The organism is Falsigemmobacter faecalis (genome assembly GCF_003863335.1).
Taxonomy (GTDB): Bacteria; Pseudomonadota; Alphaproteobacteria; order Rhodobacterales; family Rhodobacteraceae; genus Wagnerdoeblera; species Wagnerdoeblera faecalis.
The window spans coordinates 45,598-60,047 of record NZ_RRAZ01000004.1 but is presented as its reverse complement, the minus strand read 5'-3'; the positions used below and the strand labels follow the sequence as shown (position 1 = coordinate 60,047).

General features: G+C 63.4%; 17 protein-coding genes. 11 read left to right on the top strand and 6 right to left on the bottom strand.

The genetic code is table 11. The features are described from left to right. Nucleotides 1-70: 70 nt before the first annotated feature. Nucleotides 71-1,441: a magnesium transporter gene (gene mgtE, locus EG244_RS03560; protein WP_124963642.1), complete on the top strand. Its 1,371-nt coding sequence runs from the start codon at nucleotides 71-73 to the stop codon at nucleotides 1,439-1,441. On the opposite strand, the gene EG244_RS03555 is transcribed toward mgtE, so the two are convergent. Then, nucleotides 1,438-1,734 carry a hypothetical protein gene (locus EG244_RS03555; RefSeq protein WP_124963641.1) on the bottom strand — a complete coding sequence of 99 codons (297 nt, stop codon included), beginning with the start codon at nucleotides 1,732-1,734 and terminating at the stop codon, nucleotides 1,438-1,440. The two genes, mgtE and EG244_RS03555, sit on opposite strands and share 4 nt — an antisense overlap. A 73-nt stretch (nucleotides 1,735-1,807) precedes the next feature. Between EG244_RS03555 and EG244_RS03550 the strand changes: the two genes are divergently transcribed. The 6 genes from EG244_RS03550 (at nucleotide 1,808) to EG244_RS03525 (ending at nucleotide 5,903) form a co-directional block, all read left to right on the top strand. Next, nucleotides 1,808-2,371, top strand: coding sequence for a 5-formyltetrahydrofolate cyclo-ligase (locus EG244_RS03550; RefSeq protein WP_233588906.1), 564 nt, complete (start codon nucleotides 1,808-1,810; stop codon nucleotides 2,369-2,371). Between the two features lie 77 nt (nucleotides 2,372-2,448). Then, nucleotides 2,449-3,006: a NifU family protein gene (locus EG244_RS03545; protein ID WP_124963639.1), complete on the top strand. Its 558-nt coding sequence runs from the start codon at nucleotides 2,449-2,451 to the stop codon at nucleotides 3,004-3,006. Between the two features lies 1 nt (nucleotide 3,007). After that, the gene (gene tsaB, locus EG244_RS03540) at nucleotides 3,008-3,730 is read left to right on the top strand and encodes a tRNA (adenosine(37)-N6)-threonylcarbamoyltransferase complex dimerization subunit type 1 TsaB (protein WP_124963638.1); all 723 of its coding nucleotides are present in this window, start codon (nucleotides 3,008-3,010) and stop codon (nucleotides 3,728-3,730) included. Then, nucleotides 3,723-4,139, top strand: coding sequence for a GNAT family N-acetyltransferase (locus tag EG244_RS03535; RefSeq protein ID WP_124963637.1), 417 nt, complete (start codon nucleotides 3,723-3,725; stop codon nucleotides 4,137-4,139). Before tsaB ends, EG244_RS03535 begins: the two co-directional genes overlap by 8 nt. Nucleotides 4,140-4,221: 82 nt before the next feature. Beyond that, nucleotides 4,222-5,139, top strand: a complete 918-nt coding sequence (locus tag EG244_RS03530; RefSeq protein ID WP_124963636.1) for a sulfite exporter TauE/SafE family protein — start codon at nucleotides 4,222-4,224, stop codon at nucleotides 5,137-5,139. Continuing rightward, nucleotides 5,136-5,903, top strand: coding sequence for a TIGR02186 family protein (locus tag EG244_RS03525; RefSeq protein WP_124963635.1), 768 nt, complete (start codon nucleotides 5,136-5,138; stop codon nucleotides 5,901-5,903). The genes EG244_RS03530 and EG244_RS03525 overlap by 4 nt, the downstream gene beginning before the upstream one ends. Before the next feature lie 3 nt (nucleotides 5,904-5,906). Here EG244_RS03525 and EG244_RS03520 read toward each other — a convergent pair whose 3' ends face one another. The 5 genes from EG244_RS03520 to EG244_RS03500 form a co-directional block, all read right to left on the bottom strand. After that, entirely contained in the window at nucleotides 5,907-6,362 is a 456-nt protein-coding gene (locus tag EG244_RS03520) for a universal stress protein (RefSeq protein WP_124963634.1), read from the bottom strand. A gap of 100 nt (nucleotides 6,363-6,462) precedes the next feature. After that, complete coding sequence (locus tag EG244_RS03515) at nucleotides 6,463-7,158, bottom strand: glutathione S-transferase family protein (protein ID WP_124963633.1); 696 nt, start codon at nucleotides 7,156-7,158, stop codon at nucleotides 6,463-6,465. Nucleotides 7,159-7,319: 161 nt separating this feature from the next. After that, complete coding sequence (gene glnA, locus EG244_RS03510) at nucleotides 7,320-8,729, bottom strand: type I glutamate--ammonia ligase (protein ID WP_124963632.1); 1,410 nt, start codon at nucleotides 8,727-8,729, stop codon at nucleotides 7,320-7,322. Between the two features lie 48 nt (nucleotides 8,730-8,777). Beyond that, entirely contained in the window at nucleotides 8,778-9,116 is a 339-nt protein-coding gene (locus EG244_RS03505) for a P-II family nitrogen regulator (RefSeq protein ID WP_124963631.1), read from the bottom strand. A gap of 603 nt (nucleotides 9,117-9,719) precedes the next feature. Continuing rightward, on the bottom strand, nucleotides 9,720-10,538 hold the full coding sequence (locus EG244_RS03500; RefSeq protein ID WP_124963630.1) for a ferredoxin--NADP reductase: 819 nt from the start codon (nucleotides 10,536-10,538) through the stop codon (nucleotides 9,720-9,722). Nucleotides 10,539-10,829: 291 nt separating this feature from the next. Here EG244_RS03500 and EG244_RS03495 point away from each other — a divergent pair, with 291 nt between their 5' ends. From EG244_RS03495 to hslU, 4 genes are all read left to right on the top strand, one after another. After that, complete coding sequence (locus tag EG244_RS03495; RefSeq protein WP_124963629.1) at nucleotides 10,830-11,306, top strand: Lrp/AsnC family transcriptional regulator; 477 nt, start codon at nucleotides 10,830-10,832, stop codon at nucleotides 11,304-11,306. Between the two features lie 68 nt (nucleotides 11,307-11,374). Next, nucleotides 11,375-11,935 (top strand): ATP-dependent protease subunit HslV, encoded by a 561-nt coding sequence (gene hslV / locus EG244_RS03490; protein WP_124963628.1) that lies wholly within the window; start codon nucleotides 11,375-11,377, stop codon nucleotides 11,933-11,935. Continuing rightward, on the top strand, nucleotides 11,932-12,981 hold the full coding sequence (locus EG244_RS03485) for a hypothetical protein (protein WP_124963627.1): 1,050 nt from the start codon (nucleotides 11,932-11,934) through the stop codon (nucleotides 12,979-12,981). The genes hslV and EG244_RS03485 overlap by 4 nt, the downstream gene beginning before the upstream one ends. After that, on the top strand, nucleotides 12,978-14,282 hold the full coding sequence (hslU, locus tag EG244_RS03480) for an ATP-dependent protease ATPase subunit HslU (protein WP_124963626.1): 1,305 nt from the start codon (nucleotides 12,978-12,980) through the stop codon (nucleotides 14,280-14,282). Before EG244_RS03485 ends, hslU begins: the two co-directional genes overlap by 4 nt. The last annotated feature ends 168 nt before the right edge of the window (nucleotides 14,283-14,450 follow it).

Here is a 14,450-nt window from a genome sequence, read left to right as displayed (position 1 = left end):
GGGGCCTCTGTTCGCGCCAACAGGCTTTGGATATGGTCCCCCCGATTGGCCGCCGACCAGGAGACGTGTGATGAGTAATGAGAGTGACACCACACGGGGCGGCGCAGAGCGTGGGTTAATCGATCAGATTCGCGGCGCGGTTGAAGCCTCGGATGCGCCGCAGCTGACGGCGCTGCTGGAGCCGCTGCACCCGGCTGACATCGCCGACGTTCTTGAGCAGATCCGCCCGCAGGAGCGGAATGATCTTCTGGCGCTCTGGGGCGGAGAGATCGACGGCGAAGTGCTGTCGGAGCTTGACGAGAGCCTGCGCGAAGAGGTCATCGGCCAGCTGGAGCCTGAGGTTCTGGCCGGGGCGGTGCGGGATCTCGATACGGATGACGTGGTCGACATCCTCGAAGACCTGGAAGAGCCCGCGCAGGAGCTGATCCTTGACGCGCTGGAGGCCGATGATCGCGCGGCCGTTGAGCAGTCGATGGCCTATCCGGAATATTCCGCAGGTCGTCTGATGCAGCGCGAGGTGGTGACCGCGCCGCTCCATTGGACGGTGGGCGAAGCCATTGATTTTCTGCGCGAAGATGACGGGCTTCCGGATCAGTTTTACCATGTGATCCTGGTTGATCCGCGGATGCGCCCGCAGGGCTATGTGACGCTGGGGCGGATGCTCTCGGCGCGGCGCAGCGCGCGTCTGACCGATCTGGCCGAAGACAGTTTCCGCACCGTTGAAGGTGAGATGCCCGAGGCGGATGTGGCCTATCTCTTCAAGCAGTATCACCTGATTTCGCTGCCGGTTGTGGATGCGGGCGGGCGACTGGTCGGCGCCATCACCATTGATGACGCACTGAATGTGCTTGATGAAGAGCATGAAGAAGACATGCTGCGCATGGCCGGTGTGGGCGAGGAAAGCTCGATCTCGGACGGTGTGGGCGAGACGCTGAAGCAGCGCCTGCCCTGGCTGGGGATCAACCTTCTGACGGCCAATGTCTCAGCGCTGGTGATTTCGCTTTTTGATGGCACGATTGCGGCGATCGTGGCGCTTGCGGCGCTGATGCCGATTGTGGCCTCGATGGGCGGGATTGCCGGGACGCAAAGTCTGACGGTGGCGGTGCGCGCGCTGGCGACGCGGGATCTGACGTCGTCTAACGCGGGGCGGGTGGTCTGGCGGGAACTGAGGGTGGGTGTGATCAGTGGCCTGGTCTTTGCGGTCTGTATGGGCGTTATGGCCTGGGCGTTTTATGGCCGCGACATCTGGCTGGGCGTGGTGATCGGCTCGGCGATGATCATCAACCTGGCCGTGGCGGCGCTGGCGGGCGTGGTGGTGCCGCTGGTGCTGAACCGCATGAAGCTGGACCCTGCGCTGGCCTCGGGTACTTTCGTGATGACGCTGACCGATGTGATCGGCTTTTTCACCTTCCTGGGCCTTGCAACGGTGGTGCTGCTTTAATCAGGGGGGTCCGCATCCGCGCCCCGCTCTGACAAAGCCATCTCAGCCTCTGCCAGTTCTGAAAGATCTTCGCAGTGGCGGATGTGATCGCGGCGGTATTTCTCGCGCAAAAGCGCGATGGCGGGGGCCGCAAGGCTGCGCGCCGAGGGGGCAAAGGGTGTCTCAGACCCCGGAAGGGCTGCGGCAAAACCCGCCCGTGCCGCCTCTGCGCGTTGCCCTGAGGCCATGGCGCGGGCCTGTGCCGCCGCCAGACTGTGGCGAAGGTCTTGCAGATGGTTGTGTCCGCTTTGCATAATAGCCCCCGAAGCCGGTGTGTCCGGATCACTTTCAACCCGACAGATGTGGATTTGGTTAAGGGAGCGGGCCGTGCAGACAGCGCAGTTCAAAGCCGATCTGAGACGGCGGGCGGCGGATCTGCGCGCAGAGGCTGCTGCGCGGGAAAATCTGACGGCCGCCAATCTGCGCCTCTCGGCGGTGCTGGGGGATTTTCGCGGTGAGATGCTGGCAGGCTATGCGGCGATGCGCAGCGAGGCCGATCCTGCTCTGGCCATGGCCGCGCATGAGGGGGGCTGCTGTCTGCCGGTGGTGCTGCGCAAAGCCGCGCCGCTGATCTTTCGCACCTGGACGCCCGGAGAGCCGCTGGTTGAGGGCAGTTTCGGCACCCGTATGCCGCCCGGGACGGCGCCGGAGCGGATCCCCCGGGTGCTGATCGTGCCGATGCTGGCCTTTGATGCGCGCGGCTACCGCCTGGGCTATGGCGGCGGCTTTTATGACCGCACCCTGGAGGCTTTGCGCGCGAAGGGCCCGGTGACCGCCATCGGCTTTGCCTTTGATGCCCAGGAGGCCGATCTGGTCCCTGTTGAGCTGACCGACCAGCCGCTTGATCTGATCGTCACGCCGACCCGGCTGATCTGGCCGATGGCGGCCTGAGCCCCCCGGAGGGGCGCTTGCCTTGACAGACCCGCCCCCCGGTCGCATATCCATTTCAACGCCCCGGAGGGACCGCCATGTTCATTCAGACCGAAACCACCCCGAACCCCGCAACGCTGAAATTCCTGCCTGGCCGTGAGGTCATGGATCTCGGCACCGCGGACTTTCCCTCGCTGGAAGCCGCGCAGAAATCGCCGCTCGCGCGCCGGGTCTTTGCGACCGGTGGTGTGACGGGGGTCTTTCTTGGCCATGATTTCGTCACCGTAACCAAGGCCGCCGATGTCGCCTGGGAGCATGTGAAACCTGCAATCCTTGGCGCCATCATGGAGCATTTCCAGTCCGGCGCCCCGGTCATTGAGGGGGAGGCCGCCGCCGCCCATATGGCCCATGACGGCGAAGACGGTGAGATTGTCCGTCAGATCAAAGATCTGCTCGACACCCGCGTGCGTCCGGCTGTGGCGCAGGACGGTGGCGATATCACCTTCCACGGTTTTGACCGCGGCGTGGTCTATCTGCATATGAAGGGCGCCTGCGCAGGCTGCCCGTCGTCAACGCTCACCCTGAAGATGGGCATTGAGAACCTGCTGCGTCACTATATCCCGGAAGTCACCGAGGTTCGCCCGGTCGCTGCCTGAGATGACATCTGATCTGCAAAGCGCCCTGGCGCCCGCGCGCGAACCGGCCCCGAAAGGGCCGGTTCTGGCTTTTGATACCTCCGGTCCCTGGATCATGGCGGGCCTTTCAGGCCGGCCCATGTGGCGCGAAGATATGGCCAAAGGCCAGGCTGAGCGGCTGATGCCGATGCTGAGCGAGCTTCTGGCTGCAGAGGGGCTGGGCTTTCGCGACCTTTCTGCCCTGGCGGTGGGGACGGGGCCTGGAAATTTCACCGGCATCCGCATCGCGGTGGCGGCGGCCCGCGGGCTGGCGCTGGCGCTGAAAATCCCGGCGGTGGGTGTCTCGCAGTTTGAAATTCAGGCCGAGGGAGCGGGCGAGGGGCCTTTGCTCATCGCGCTTCCCGCGCCTCAGGGGCGGGCCTATCTGCAGCGCTTTGGCGGAGGTGCGCCGCTGGCGGCCCCGCATCTGCTGACCCCGGGCGAGGGGGAACCGGATCTGGCGCAGCTCAGCGCCGATGTCACCGGTCATGCGGCGGCAGAGATTGCGGCCGGGCTTGGCCTTGGCCTGCGCGATCTGCCGCATTGGAGCGCGCTTGAGGACTTCGATCTGCCGCAGGTGATGATCCGGATTGCGACCCGGCGTCTGGGATCGGGGGCAGCGCTGCCGCGTCCGGCACCGCTTTATGTGCGTCCGGCGGATGCCGCACCGCCCTCGGACCCGCCGCCTGTGATCCTCGATGCCTGAATTTGCGGCGCTGGCGCAGATCCATGCGAAATGCTTCACCCATCCCCGCCCCTGGAGCGCGGTGGAACTGCGCGATCTGGCCTCGGCTCCCGGAGCCGTGTTGCGGGTGCTGCCGGGGGGCTTTGTGCTGGGCCGGGTGACTTTGGATGAGGCCGAGCTTTTGTCCATCGCCGTCGATCCCGCCGCACAGCGCCAGGGGCTGGGCCGTCGCCTGATGGCCGCCTTTCAGGACGGCAGCGCAGCACTTGGGGCCGTCAGCGCCTTTCTGGAGGTGGCCGAGGACAACACCGCCGCCCGCGCGCTTTACGCGGCCGAAGGCTGGCAGAATGCGGGGCGGCGCCGGGGCTATTACCGCACGGCTGCGGGCACTGCGGTCGATGCCCTGGTGCTGACGCGCCGCCTGCCGTAAGGCGCGGCTTCGGTCGCTTTGACAATGCCGCCACGGGGTGCAACTGTGGAGGCTCTCCGCTACTCTGGCGCTTCAGGTCTTCATGCAGCTTTATCTTCCCATCGCTGAGGTCTCGGTCAATGCTTTGACTCTGCTGGGCCTTGGCGGCGTGGTCGGGGTGCTGTCGGGCATGTTCGGCGTGGGCGGCGGCTTTCTGATCACGCCTTTGCTGATGCTGATCGGTGTGCCGCCGGGGGTGGCTGTGGCGACCGGCGCAAACCAGGTGGTGGCCTCCTCGGTCTCGGGCGTTCTGGCGCATGTCAAACGGCGCACGGTCGATTTCCGGATGGGGCTGGTGCTCTTGGGCGGCGGCATGGTCGGCTCGGCGGTCGGGATCTGGGTCTTTTCGATCCTGCGCGAAATGGGCCAGGTTGAGCTGCTGGTGCAGCTGTCTTATGTGCTGTTTCTCGGGCTGATCGGGCTGATGATGCTGCAGGAAAGCCTGCGCGCCATCCGCCGTGCGCAGACCAATACGGCCCCGCGCCGCGCGCATCAGCACCGCCTGGTGCACCGGCTGCCGCTGAAGATGAAATTCCGCGCCTCGGGGCTTTATATCAGCGCGATCCCCCCGATCATGGTCGGGGCGGCGGTGGGCTTTCTGGCGGCCATCATGGGGGTCGGCGGCGGCTTTATCATGGTGCCGGCGATGATCTATCTGCTGGGGATGCCCACGAAAGTCGTGGTCGGGACCTCGCTTTTCCAGATCATCTTTGTGACCGCTTTCACCACGCTGATGCATGCGATCACGGCCTATTCGGTCGATATTCTGCTGGCGGTGATGCTGATCGTGGGCGGCGTGATCGGCGCGCAGATCGGCACGCGGATCGGGCTGAAGCTCAAGGCCGAACGGCTGCGGCTGCTGCTGGCGCTTTTGGTGCTGACGATGTCGCTGAAGATCGCCCTTGATCTGCTGATCACGCCGGGAGAGCTTTACGTGCTGACGCCGGGGCGGCTGCCATGAGGGGTCTGCGCCGCCTTCTGAGTGCCCTTTTCCTGCTGGGCGCGGCTACCCCCGCTGTGGCGGAGGATGTCGTTACCGGCCTGTCGCAAAGCCGGGTGGGGATCACCGTCAATTTCGACGGCTCTGAGATCATGGTCTTTGGGGCGGTGGCGCGGGATGCGCCCGCACCGGACGGCCCTCTGGATGTCATTGTGACCATCGAAGGCCCCTCGGGCCCGGTGACGGTGCGCCGCAAAGAGCGGGTCTTCGGGATCTGGGTCAATACGGATGCGGTCGAGGTCACTTCGGCCCCGGTCTATTACGCCGTAGCCTCAACCCGCCCGCTCGAAGAGATCCTCTCGGCCACCGATGATCTGCGTCACCGCATCACGCTGCCGCAGATGGTGCGCACCATCGGGGTGGTGCATCAGGCGGATGATACCGCGCTGTTCACAGAGGCGCTGATGCGGCTTCGCACCCAAAGCGGGGCCTTCAGCCGCGATGACGGCGGGGTGCAGCTTGAGCGTGAGGTGCTGATCCGTGCCGATGTGCTGCTGCCGGCCAATCTGACGGAAGGCATCTTCCGGACCCGGGTGTTTCTGTTGCGCGAAGGCCGGGTGATCGCCGAAGAAGAGCAGTTGATTGATGTGCATAAAGAAGGGCTTGAGCGGTTTTTGCACCGCCTCGCCCTCGATCAGCCGCTGATCTATGGCATCCTGTCGCTGGCCCTGGCGATTGCGGCGGGCTGGCTGGCCTCGGCGGCGTTTAACCGCTTCCGGAGCTGAGCGTCAGGTAATCGCCTCAAGCCGCTCTTTCGACATCTCGCCCGGCACGATGGTGACCGGGCAGGGCAGATTGGCCGAGCCTTTTGACAAAAGCGTCACCAGTGGACCGGGGCCCGATTTATCCGAGCCCGCCCCCAGCACCAGCACGCCGATTTCCGGGTCCTCGCGCAGCTGCGCCAGGACTTCTGCCGCCACTTCCCCCTCACGGATCACAAGGGTCGGATGGACGTTATGTTTTGAGCGCATCCATTTGGCGAAGACCTCAAAATGCGCCTCAATCCGCTCGCGCGCTTCGGCCCGCATCAGATCGGCGACGCCCATCCAGTGCTGAAACTCTTCCGGCGGAATGATGGAAAGGATCACCACGGCCGCATGGGTATGCGAGGCCCTGAGCGTGGCATAGCGCATCGCATTCAGGCATTCGCGACTGTCATCGAGCACCACCATGAACTTACGCATCATATCCCCCCGGCTCTGCGCTGCCAGACTGCTCTCTTAATCCCGACTTGTCCAGTCGTGATGCAGCGGAGCGCGCCCCGCTGCATCCGCAGGCTCAGGCTCAGGCCACGGCGGGGATATTCAGCGCGCGCTGCACCGCCGGGCGGGCCATGAACCGCGCAAAATAGGCGGGGACGTTTTTCAGATCATTCCAGCCCACCGCCTCTGCACCTTTGTAGTGATGCATCATGCCATGCAGCCAGGGGCCGATGGCCATATCGGCGATGGAATAATCGCCCGCGATCCAGTCCTGGCCTTCCAAAGCGCCATCAAGGACCGTCAGCAGCCGTGCGGCCTCTGCGCGGTAACGCTCGCGCGGGAGGGGGTCTTCGACGGCTTTACCGGCATAGTGGTGGAAAAAGCCGAACTGCCCGAACATCGGCCCGATGCCCGCCATCTGGAACATCAGCCATTGGGTGATCTGCCACTTCTGATCGGCGGGCATGAATTTTCCGGACTTCTCAGCCAGATAAAGCAGGATCGCGCCGCTTTCAAACAGCGTCACCGGGCGGCCGTCCGGGCCTTCGGGGTCATAGATCGCCGGGATTTTGCCATTGGGGTTCACGGCAAGAAAGGCCGGGGTTTTCTGATCGCCTTTGCCAAAATCGACCAGATGGGCGTCATAGGGCAGGCCGGTCTCTTCGAGCATCAGCGAGACTTTGACGCCATTGGGCGTGGGGTAGGAATAAAACTGAATGGCTTTGGGCTGCTGCGGGGCCCAGCGGGAAGCGGCGGGGCTGTCAGAGGCAGTGGTCATGAACGATCTCCCTTCAGATGTGCTGAAAGGTAGCCCCGCAGGCGTCCTGCGACCAGCCCCGGGCCGGGCCAAATAAAAACGGCCCCCCGAAGGGAGCCGCTGTCAGCTTTCGCAAAGCGAAGCCCCCGGGGGTGCTTCGCCTGCGGCTGATCCGAAAGGGATCAGCAGGAGTAGTACATCTGGTACTCGACCGGGTGCGGGGTGTGCTCGTAGGCGTAAACCTCTTCCCACTTCAGCGCGATGTAGGATTCCAGCTGGTCGCGGGTGAAGACGTCACCAGCCAGCAGGAAGTCCATGTCTTTGGTCAGCTCTTCGAGCGCTTCACGCAGCGAGCCGCAGACGGTCGGGATTGCTGCCAGTTCTTCCGGCGGCAGGTCGTAGAGGTCTTTGTCCGAAGCCGGGCCCGGGTCGATCTTGTTCTTGATGCCGTCAAGGCCGGCCATCATGAGCGCTGCAAACGCGAGGTAGGGGTTTGCCGAAGGATCGGGGAAGCGGGCTTCAACGCGCTTGGCTTTCGGCGATTCCGTCCACGGAATACGAACGCAGCCCGAGCGGTTGCGTGCCGAGAAGGCGCGCAGAACCGGAGCTTCAAAGCCCGGGATCAGACGCTTGTAGGAGTTGGTCGACGGGTTGGTGATCGCGTTCAGCGCCTTGGCGTGCTTCAGGATACCACCGATGAACCACAGAGCTTCCTGGCTGAGGTCAGCGTATTTGTCGCCCGAGAACAGCGGCTTGCCGTCTTTCCAGATCGACATGTTCACGTGCATGCCCGAGCCGTTGTCGCCCTTCATGGGCTTCGGCATGAAGGTCACGGTTTTGCCGTAGGCGTGGGCCACGTTGTGGATCACGTATTTGTATTTCTGGATGTTGTCAGCCTGCTCAACCAGACCACCGAAGATCAGGCCGAGTTCGTGCTGGCAGCTCGCCACTTCGTGGTGATGCTTGTCGACCTTCATGCCCATGCGCTTCATGGTCGACAGCATTTCCGAACGCAGATCCTGCGCTTCGTCGATCGGGTTGACCGGGAAATAGCCGCCCTTGAAGCCTGCGCGATGCGCGAGGTTGCCGGATTCGAACTCTGCATCGGTGTTCCAGGCAGCCGCCGCAGCATCGATCGAGTAGGAAACTTTCTGCGGCGAGACCGAGTAACGGACGTCGTCGAAGATGAAGAATTCAGCTTCCGGGCCGAAGTAAGCGGTATCGCCGATACCGGTCGACTTCAGGTAGGCTTCTGCTTTTTTCGCGATCTGGCGCGGGCAGCGGTCGTAGGATTCGCCGGTGTCCGGTTCAACCACGTCGCAGTGAACGCAAAGCGTTTTTTCCGCGTAGAAGGGGTCGAGATAGGCCGAGCCTGCGTCCGGGATCAGTTTCATGTCGGACTGATCGATCGACTTCCAGCCGGCAATCGAGGAGCCGTCGAACATGAAGCCTTCTTCAAAGAAGTCTTCGTCGACCAGGTCCACATCCAGCGTCACGTGCTGGAGCTTGCCTTTCGGGTCGGTGAAGCGCACGTCGACGTAAGCGACATCTTCGTCCTTGAGAAGCTTAAGGACGTCCTGAACCTTGCTCATACCTGGTTCCTTCCGTTTTCGGTTTCGGGTTCGGGCCTTGGCCCGGAATTAAATCGCGTCTTCGCCGGTCTCGCCGGTGCGGATGCGGATGACCTGTTCGACGGGCGAGACGAAAATCTTGCCATCGCCGATTTTATCTGTGCGGGCAGCGGAGATGATCGCTTCCACGGCGGCATCCACCATGTCATCCGAGAGGATGACTTCGATCTTCACCTTGGGCAGAAAGTCGACGACATATTCTGCACCGCGGTAGAGTTCGGTATGACCTTTCTGGCGACCGAAGCCTTTGACTTCGATCACGCTGAGGCCCTGGATGCCAACGTCCTGGAGCGCCTCTTTGACTTCATCGAGCTTGAAGGGTTTGATGATCGCTTCGATCTTCTTCATGGCCCGGATCTCCTTCGTTGCCCTCTCCTGTGATCTCCTGACCATGTTCGGAGGGCGGGAACAAGGGAAGGGCGTTGTGCAGTCAGATGCCTGCTGGGGAATCCTGAGTGTTGCATAAAAAATATGCAAAGCGGCGTAAATAGGAGCATGGAAAGAATTGCGCTGCGCGTAAAGTGGCTGAAGTTGCAACAACTGCCCAATTCCGCGCCGCAGATTTTGCGCCATTTCAGGGCGATTTTCACGGCTCAGGGGGGAACGTCGGTCAGCGCCCCCGAAAGTGATTCTGCCGCAAAGGCGGGCGGATATGTCGCAGGCTGCGGCACGTCTGTCCGGGAGGGGGCGGGTCGAAAAGGGGCATTTCCCTGCCAATATGCCGGGAAGATTTGAAATTCTGTGCTTCGCAGTCCGGGCGCAAGAGACGACGGCGCGGCTTTTGCGCGAGGGGTCTCCCCGCGCCAGGGAGGGGCCATCGCCCGGAAACCCTCCAAAGCGTTAAACACCTGGAGACCGCATCGGTGAAAACGGCGCGGAAATGCGCAAACCATCCCCCGGAGATGCAAAAGGGGCCGGAAGATCCGGCCCCTTATCGCGAGGACTGTCGGTTCAGATACCTTCGCCGACGAAGGCTTTTTCGACCACGAAGTGACCGGGATCGGAATTTGCGCCCTCGCGCAGGCCCGCGCCTTCCAGGATGGCTTTGACATCGACGTTGAAAGCCAGGCTACCGCAGATCATCGCGCGGTCGCGCTCAGCCGTCAGGCCCTCTTCAAGGCCGAGGTCGCGGAAGACCTTGCCGGAGCTGAGGTTGTCGGTGACGCGGCCCATATGGCTGAAGTCTTCGCGGGTGGTGGTCGGATAGTAGAACAGCTTGTCGCCGATCAGCTCTCCGATCAGCTCATCCGCGCGCAGATTTGCGACCAGCTCCTGGCCGTAAGCCAGTTCCGCCACTTCGCGGCAGGTGTGCATCATGATGACCTGGTCGTATTTCTCCCAGGTCTCCGGCTCGCGCAGCAGCGAGGCGAAGGGCGCAAAGCCGGTCCCCGTCGACAAAAGCCACAGCCGTTTGCCCGGCAGCAGCGCATCATGCACCAGGGTGCCCACGGGCTTGGGGCGCAGGATGATCTCATCGCCGGGTTTGATGTGCTGCAGCTTCGAGGTCAGCGGACCTTCCGGCACTTTGATCGAATAGAACTCCAGCTCATCATCCCAGGCGGGCGAGGCGATGGAATAGGCGCGCAGCAGCGGGCGGCCGTTCTCGCCCGTCAGGCCGATCATCACAAATTCCCCCGACCGAAAGCGCAGGCTTTGCGGCCGCGTCACGCGGAAGGAAAACAGACGGTCGGTCCAGTGTTTCACCTCCGTCACGGTCTGCGCATCGGGCAGCAGAGTGGCAGGGCGGGTAGAGGCGGGCATATCGGTCATGCGTCTCGGGTCCGTTTCAGGGTGTCAGGCACCGCAACAGCGAGGTCGCGACCCATCTTGTCAGGCCGCACTCAGAACGGCTTTTCCCTTAGCGAAATCTGAGGCAAAGGGAAAGCCGCGCGAAGAGGAGATGCGCCCCGCAGTCCTTTCGTGCAAGGGCGGCGGATCGTCACGGGTGTCAGAGCGGGAGATCGGCCCCCGATCTGCGGTTCCACCCTTGAGCTTTGGGAGGAATTCCCGGATATTAGCGATAAGGGGCGCATCTGTCCCGGTCATCAGGAGATCTATGGTATGGCTGCCCGTCTGGATGAGATGGATCGGAAAATCCTTGCCGCACTCCAGGAAGATGCCTCGCTCTCGCTTGATGAGATTGCGCGGCGGGTCAGCAGCTCCAAGACGCCGGTGTGGAACCGCATCCGGCGGATGAAAGAAAGCGGTGTGATCCTGCGCACCACGGCGCTTCTGGATGCCGAGGCGCTTGGGCTTGAGGCCTGTTTTTTCGTGCTGGTGCGCACCTCTGAGCATGATGCCGGATGGCAGGGCAAGTTCCTTCAGGTGCTGCAAAGCCGCCCCGAGGTGCTCGAGGCCCACCGCCTGGCGGGTGACATCGATTATATCCTGAAGGTCCGCGTGAAAAACGCCCGCGCCTATGACACTTTCTATCAGGCGCTGATTTCAGAGGTGCGGATCTACAACGTCACCGCGCTTCTGAGCATGGAAGAGATCAAATCCACCACAATTCTGCCGCTTGGCCTTGCGGTGGATTAAGGTCGCGGCCTTGCACCCTGCGGGTCCTGCCGCCATATCGGATCAGGACTATGACGGAGCACGGCACGATGGCTGACGATAAATTCCCCGGCTGGCACGGGACGACAATTCTTGGCGTGCGCCGGGGCGGGGAAGTGGTGATTGCCGGTGACGGCCAGGTGAGCCTGGGGCAGACCGTCATCAAAGGCAGTGCGCGCAAGGTGCGCAAACTTTCTCCCGGCGGGCGCGATGTGGTGGTGGGCTTTGCCGGATCCACCGCCGATGCTTTCACCCTGCTGGAACGGCTGGAGCGCAAGCTGGAAGCCGCCCCGGGGCAGCTTTTGCGCGCCTGCGTCGATCTGGCCAAAGACTGGCGGATGGACAAATACCTGCGCAATCTGGAGGCCATGCTGATCGTGACCGACGGCGACGGGCTTTACGTCATCACCGGCGCGGGCGATGTGCTGGAGCCGGAACATGACGTGGCGGCCATCGGCTCGGGCGGCAACTTTGCTCTGGCCGCAGCGCGCGGCCTGATGGAGACCGATCTTTCGGCCGAGGATGTGGCACGCCGCGCCATGGCGATTGCGGCCTCGATCTGCGTCTATACCAACGGCAATCTCACTGTAGAGCGCGTGCCCGCCCCATGATCAGTCGCGAGGATCTGCACAGCGCCATCCGCTCGGGTCTGATCACAGAGGCGCAGGCCTCGGGTCTGACGGCGCTGGCCGATCAGCGGCTCTCGACCGCCGCGGGGCTCGCCCCCTCGGAAGAGCCGTTTCAGCTCTTTCGCGGCTTCAATGAGATCTTCATTGTCATCGGGCTCAGCATTCTCTTTGCGGGCTGGACCGGGGTGCTGGCACTCCTGCTTGCCTCAAACGGCCTGCCGGAGACGCCTTCGGCGCTGGCCGGGGCTCTGCTGACGCTGGCGGGGCTTTACGGGGTGCAGCGCTATTTCACGCTGGTGCGGCGGATGGTGGCCCCCTCCATCGCGCTGGCGGTGATGTTCGGGATCAGTTTTTTCACCCTCGGTGCCATCCTGGGGGAGGCCTTTGGCCTGCGCGGCAGTGCGCTTGCGCCTTTGACCTTTGCCACGGCGGCGGTTGGCATGGCGCTGCACTACCGGGTGTTCCGGGTGCCTTTTGATGCGCTTTTGATCGGGGCGGCGGTCTTTACGACGCTCTGGACCTGGCTTGCGCAGCGCGACATGGTCCCTGATGAGGCTTTTGCGATCCTGCATTTCTCCTCTGAGGGGCTGCCGGCGCTGTTGTCGATGGGCTTTGGTCTGGCCTGCTTTGCCATCGCCATGCGCTTTGATCTGAGTGATCCGCGCCGGATTTCCACCCGGGCGGCGACGGGCTTCTGGCTGCATGTGCTGGCCGCGCCTGCGATCATTAATCCGATCGCACTGCGGCTTCTCGGGGCGGATCAAAGCCTTGCGCTGCTGCTGATCCTTGGCCTGCTGGCGCTGGTCGCTCTGGTGATCGACCGGCGCTCCTTTCTGGTTTCCGGCGCGGCCTATGCCGTCGGGATCGTCTTTGCCCTCTTTGACAGCCCGATGCTGGTGATCCTGGGACTGGGCCTTGGCCTGGTGTTCCTTGGGGCGCAGTGGGACCGGCTGCGCGGGGCGCTTTTGCGGGCGCTGCCGGAGTTTCCCGGCAAGACCCGCCTTCCTCCTTATGGACAACGGATATGACTGATCTGACCCCTCGCGAAATCGTCTCCGAGCTTGACCGCTTCATCATCGGCCAGTCCGATGCCAAGCGCGCTGTCGCCGTGGCCTTGCGCAACCGCTGGCGCCGCCGCCAGCTGGAGGGCGGGCTGCGCGAAGAGGTGCAGCCGAAAAACATCCTGATGATCGGCCCGACCGGGGTGGGTAAGACCGAGATTTCACGCCGTCTCGCGAAGCTCGCCCAGGCGCCCTTCCTGAAGGTGGAGGCCACGAAGTTCACCGAAGTGGGCTATGTTGGCCGCGATGTGGACAGCATCATCCGCGATCTCGCTGATGTGGCGATGAATGAGACCCGCGCGCGGATGCGCGAAGAGGTCAAGGCCCGCGCCCATCAGGCCGCCGAAGACCGCGTGGTCGCCGCCATTGCCGGCGCGGATGCCCGTGAGCAGACCCGTGAGATGTTCCGCGGCAAGCTGAAGCGCGGCGAGCTCGATCAGACCATGATCGAGATTGAGGTCTCGGAGGCCGCGCCCGCGCTGCAGATGATGCCGGGAATGCCGGGGGGCGGCATGGACCAGATGCAGGGCCTGCAGGACCTGCTGGGCAAGGCCTTTGGCGGTCGCAAAACCCGCAAGCGCCTCAGCGTGGCGGAAAGCTATGAGGTGCTGATCTCGGAAGAGGCCGACAAGCTGCTGGAAGATGATGCGGTCAAGGCCGCAGCCCTGGAAGCCGTGCAGGAATCGGGCATCGTCTTCATCGATGAGATCGACAAGGTCGCCGCCCGCGCCGAAACCCGTGGTGCCGATGTCAGCCGCGAAGGCGTGCAGCGCGATCTGCTGCCGCTGATTGAGGGGACGACGGTTTCCACCAAGCTCGGCGCGGTGAAGACCGATCACATCCTCTTCATCTGCTCGGGCGCGTTTCATGTCGCCAAACCCTCGGATCTGCTGCCCGAGCTTCAGGGCCGTCTGCCGATCCGGGTAGAGCTGAAGGCGCTGACCGAAGCCGACTTCCGCCGCATCCTCACGGAGACCGACAACGCGCTGACCCGTCAGTATACCGCGCTGATGGCCACGGAGGGCGTCACCGTGACCTTCGCCGAAGACGGCATCGACGCGCTGGCCCGCATCGCGGCGGAAGTGAACCGCACGGTGGAAAACATTGGCGCGCGGCGGCTTTACACCGTCATGGAGCGGGTCTTTGAAGAGCTGTCCTTCGCCGCACCGGACCGGGGCGGTCAGGCCGTGGTGATCGACGCGGCCTATGTTGAGGCACAACTGGGCGAACTGGCCCGCTCGGCAGATCTCGGGCGCTACGTGCTCTGATCGGGGTGAGAGGTCAGCCGCGCTCAAGGCGGCTGACCTCTTCCGCGCCGATCTTATGTGACACCGACAGCGATCCCTGATGTCCTGCCGCGCCGCCCGGGCATCAGGCCCGTCACGGCTGTCTGATCCGCCGCGGGCCAGCCTTTACGACCCGCAATTACATAGGCC

Coding starts and splice junctions, on each gene's coding strand:
- mgtE (WP_124963642.1), top strand. CDS start 71: ATGAGTAATGAGAGTGACACCACACGGGGCGGCGCAGAGCGTGGGTTA.
- EG244_RS03555 (WP_124963641.1), bottom strand. CDS start 1,734: ATGCAAAGCGGACACAACCATCTGCAAGACCTTCGCCACAGTCTGGCG.
- EG244_RS03545 (WP_124963639.1), top strand. CDS start 2,449: ATGTTCATTCAGACCGAAACCACCCCGAACCCCGCAACGCTGAAATTC.
- tsaB (WP_124963638.1), top strand. CDS start 3,008: ATGACATCTGATCTGCAAAGCGCCCTGGCGCCCGCGCGCGAACCGGCC.
- EG244_RS03535 (WP_124963637.1), top strand. CDS start 3,723: ATGCCTGAATTTGCGGCGCTGGCGCAGATCCATGCGAAATGCTTCACC.
- EG244_RS03530 (WP_124963636.1), top strand. CDS start 4,222: ATGCAGCTTTATCTTCCCATCGCTGAGGTCTCGGTCAATGCTTTGACT.
- EG244_RS03525 (WP_124963635.1), top strand. CDS start 5,136: ATGAGGGGTCTGCGCCGCCTTCTGAGTGCCCTTTTCCTGCTGGGCGCG.
- EG244_RS03520 (WP_124963634.1), bottom strand. CDS start 6,362: ATGCGTAAGTTCATGGTGGTGCTCGATGACAGTCGCGAATGCCTGAAT.
- EG244_RS03515 (WP_124963633.1), bottom strand. CDS start 7,158: ATGACCACTGCCTCTGACAGCCCCGCCGCTTCCCGCTGGGCCCCGCAG.
- glnA (WP_124963632.1), bottom strand. CDS start 8,729: ATGAGCAAGGTTCAGGACGTCCTTAAGCTTCTCAAGGACGAAGATGTC.
- EG244_RS03505 (WP_124963631.1), bottom strand. CDS start 9,116: ATGAAGAAGATCGAAGCGATCATCAAACCCTTCAAGCTCGATGAAGTC.
- EG244_RS03500 (WP_124963630.1), bottom strand. CDS start 10,538: ATGACCGATATGCCCGCCTCTACCCGCCCTGCCACTCTGCTGCCCGAT.
- EG244_RS03495 (WP_124963629.1), top strand. CDS start 10,830: ATGGCTGCCCGTCTGGATGAGATGGATCGGAAAATCCTTGCCGCACTC.
- hslV (WP_124963628.1), top strand. CDS start 11,375: ATGGCTGACGATAAATTCCCCGGCTGGCACGGGACGACAATTCTTGGC.
- EG244_RS03485 (WP_124963627.1), top strand. CDS start 11,932: ATGATCAGTCGCGAGGATCTGCACAGCGCCATCCGCTCGGGTCTGATC.
- hslU (WP_124963626.1), top strand. CDS start 12,978: ATGACTGATCTGACCCCTCGCGAAATCGTCTCCGAGCTTGACCGCTTC.